Annotated in this window: 3 protein-coding genes; all 3 read right to left on the bottom strand. The window is 63.7% G+C overall.

Translation table 11 applies throughout. The features are described from left to right. Nucleotides 1–78: 78 nt before the first annotated feature. Entirely contained in the window at nt 79–1611 is a 1533-nt protein-coding gene (gene hisS, locus FJ471_RS34280; RefSeq protein ID WP_140811254.1) for a histidine--tRNA ligase, read from the bottom strand. Between the two features lie 236 nt (nt 1612–1847). Then, nucleotides 1848–2918, bottom strand: coding sequence for an ABC transporter substrate-binding protein (locus FJ471_RS34285; protein ID WP_140811262.1), 1071 nt, complete (start codon nt 2916–2918; stop codon nt 1848–1850). 27 nt (nt 2919–2945) lie between these two features. Next, nucleotides 2946–3475 (bottom strand): ABC transporter permease subunit (locus FJ471_RS34290; protein WP_140811268.1); only part of this gene is annotated, 530 nt, incomplete at its 5' end.

Below are 3475 nucleotides of genomic sequence, written 5' to 3' on the forward strand. Positions count from 1 at the left end.
TGGAGAATGGGCGCCGAGCCCAAAGCTGCTGATCTCCCCTCTTGCGGGGGAGATGGCCGGCAGGCCAGAGGGGGGTGTTCAAGCGCCACCTTTCGCGCGATCGGCTGCCTGCGCCGCGAGAATCTTCTTCACCTCGGCAACCAGCTCGCCCTCCGCCACCGTCACCTGCGCCGGCCTTGCGGCGCGCCATTCGGCGTTGTCGGTGATCTCGGCAGACATGCGGGCGCCTTCGATCAGATCCTTGATCTGCACCTCGCCCTTGGCGCGCTCGTCGCCACCCTGGATGATGGCGACCGGGCTGCCGCGGCGGTCGGCGTATTTCAGCTGCGCCTTCATGCCGGCGCCGCCGAGATACATTTCGGAGCGGATGCCGGCGGCGCGCAGGTCGGCGACCATCTTCTGGTAGCGGCCGAGGCTTTCGGTGTCCTTGTCCATGACCAGCACGACGACCGGGGCGATGACATCGGATGTGTCGAGCTTGCCGAGGTTCTTCAGCGCCGTCATCAGCCGGGAAACACCGATGGAGAACCCTGTCGCCGGCACCGGTTCGCCGCGGAAGCGCGAGACCAGCCCGTCATAGCGGCCGCCGCCGCCGACTGAGCCGAAGCGCACGATCTGGCCTTCGTCGTTGGGAATCTCGGCCAGAAGCTCGGCCTCGAAGACCGGGCCGGTGTAATATTCAAGGCCGCGCACGACGGAGCGGTCGATGAAAATCCTATCCGCGCCATAACCCGCTGCTTTGACCAGCGCTTCAATCTCACTAAGTTCCGTCACCCCGGCCAGAGCGGTTGCATTGCCGGCATAGGCCTGCTCAAGACTGCCAAGCTTAGCCCTATTCACGCTCATGATGGTCCTGGCGTTCAAATCTCCCGGGAGAACTGCGTTCAGAACGAACTGAACCGACTCTTCGTCAAGCCCCGCGCCTTTGGTAAAATCGCCACTTTCGTCTTTGCGCCCCTGCCCAAGCAGAAGCGCCACGCCTTCCGGCCCAAGCTTGTCCAGCTTGTCGATGGCGCGCAGCACCGTCAGCCGGCGACCCGCGTTCTCGTCGCCACCAAGCCCGATCGCTTCCAGCACGCCGTCCAGCACTTTGCGGTTGTTGACACGGATGACGTACTGGCCGCGCTTGATGCCGAGCGCCTCCATCACGTCGGCCATCATCATCGCCATCTCGGCGTCGGCGGCGACGCCGGGCGTGCCGATCGTGTCGGCGTCGAACTGCATGAACTGGCGGAAACGGCCGGGGCCGGGCTTTTCGTTGCGGAACACCCAGCCGGCGCGATAGCTGCGATAGGGCTTCGGCAGTTTTTCGAAATTCTCGGCAACGAAGCGCGCTGTCGGCGCGGTCAAATCGTAGCGCAGCGACAGCCACTGGTCGTCGTCGTCCTGGAAGGAGAAAACGCCTTCGTTGGGCCGGTCCTGGTCGGGCAGGAACTTGCCCAGCGCATCGGTGTATTCGATCATCGGCTGGTCGACCGGCTCGAAGCCGTACAGCTCATAGACCGAGCGGATGGTCGCCATCATCTTCTCTACGGCGCGGATGTCTTCGGCGCTGCGGTCGGCAAAACCGCGCGGCAGCCGCGCTTTCGTCTTTTCCGATTTGTCGGCCATGGAGGTTTCCAGTCAGTGGTGACTTACTTCGAGCGCGCGTTTCCTAAACGATGCCGGTTAGGCGGGCAAGGGTTGGCGCCTTCCCTTCTCCCCTTGCGGGAGAAGGTGGATCGGCGCGCAGCTCCGAGACGGATGAGGGGTGTTCCAGCGGAGTGAGACGTTGGCGTTCCCTGGAACACCCCTCATCCGGCCGCTGCGCGGCCACCTTCTCCCACAAGGGGAGAAGGTGAGAGCGCTCAACCCCCGGCCTTCACCTTCTCGAACATCTTCGCCACATCGTCGTTCTGCTTCATCGGGCCGGTGAAAATCGTCGTCTTCAGCATGACGTCCGGATCCGCGGGCAGTTGCAGCTTGTCGAGCTCGTCCTTCGATACGCCGGCGAAAGCGGTCGCGAGCGAGCTGCCATAGCCATAGGACTGGATCAGGAACTTGCCGGAGTCGGCGTCGAGCCGGCTGTTGATAAAGTCATAGGCGAGATCGACGTTCTTGGCGTCCTTGAGCATGACGAAGCCGCAGGCCCAGGTGAGCATGCCTTCCTTCGGCTTCATGAACTCGACCGGCACGCCCTGCTTCTTCAGCGAGGTGGCCGACGCGTTCCAGGTCATGGCGGCGACCAGCTGGCCGCTGGCCAGCGCCTGCTCGACCGAGGTCATGTCGGTGGTGTAGCTCGACAGCAGCGGCCGCTGCTCGCGCAGCTTTTCGGCCACCTTGTCCATCTGGTCCGGCGTCATGTCGAAGGGGTTCACGCCGGCGAGAAGTGCTGCGACGATCGGCGTGTCATGCACGGCGTCGATGGTCGCCATGCGGCCGGCATATTGCTTGTCCCACAGAAGGTTCCAGCTCGCCTCCGGGTTCTTCACCAGATCGGTGCGGTAGAGGATCGAGGTGTTGCCCCAGTCCCACGGCACCATCCACACCTTGCCGTCACCGGCCTGCAGGTCGGGCAGGTTCTTGAACACCGGGAAGATCGAATCCCAGTTCTTGATGCGCTTGGTGTCGATCGGCTGCAGCAGGCCTTCCTTGTTCCAGCGCGCCACCTTGTCGTAGCAGGGATGCGCGATGTCGGGCCGGAAGCCGGCCTTGACCTTTGTGAAGGCATCGTCGTCATCGCCGAAGATCGTCGCCTCGACGCCGTCCGGATGCGCGGTAAGGAAGCTCTTGTTGAAGTCAGGCAGCTCGTAACCCGACCAGGTGAAATATTGCAGCTTGTCGGCGGCGAAGGCGACCGTCGACGACAGCGCCATGGCGAGCGCCGTAAGGCCCGCCAAGGCTTTGCGGCCAGTGATCGATTTCAGGTGGAATGTCATTTTCGTTCTCCTCTTCTTTGTTGTGGTTCAGGCTGGATTACGGCGCGCGGCGCCGAGATCGCGATGGCGCAGGATCTCGGCGGTGCCGGCGATGATGAAGGAAACAGTGAGGATCACCGTGCCGAGCGCCATCACCGTCGGCAGCGAGCGCGGGAAGCGCAGCTGGCTCCAGATGTAGAGCGGCAGCGTCGGCTCGGTGCCGGCGAGGAAGAAGACGACGATGAACTCGTCGAAGGAGATCAGGAAAGAGAGCATGAAGGCCGACAGCACGGCGGGCGCGCTCAGCGGCAGCATGACGCGCCGGAACGTCGTCCAGTCGGAAGCGCCGAGCTCTAGCGCCGCCTCGCGGATCGTCTTCGGAATGGCGGCGAAGCGGCTGCGCATCACCACCACCGTCGTCGGCAGCGCGATGAGGATATGGCCTAGCACGATCGAAATGCGCGACGGGCCGAGGCCGATGAGGTTGACCAGGATCAGAAGCGAAATGCCGACGATGACGCCGGGGATCAGGATCGGCAGGCTCGCGAAGGCGCCGTACGCGTCGGCGAGCGTCACAC

Origin of the sequence: Mesorhizobium sp. B2-7-1 (assembly GCF_006440735.1) — a bacterium.
Classification (GTDB): Bacteria; Pseudomonadota; Alphaproteobacteria; order Rhizobiales; family Rhizobiaceae; genus Mesorhizobium.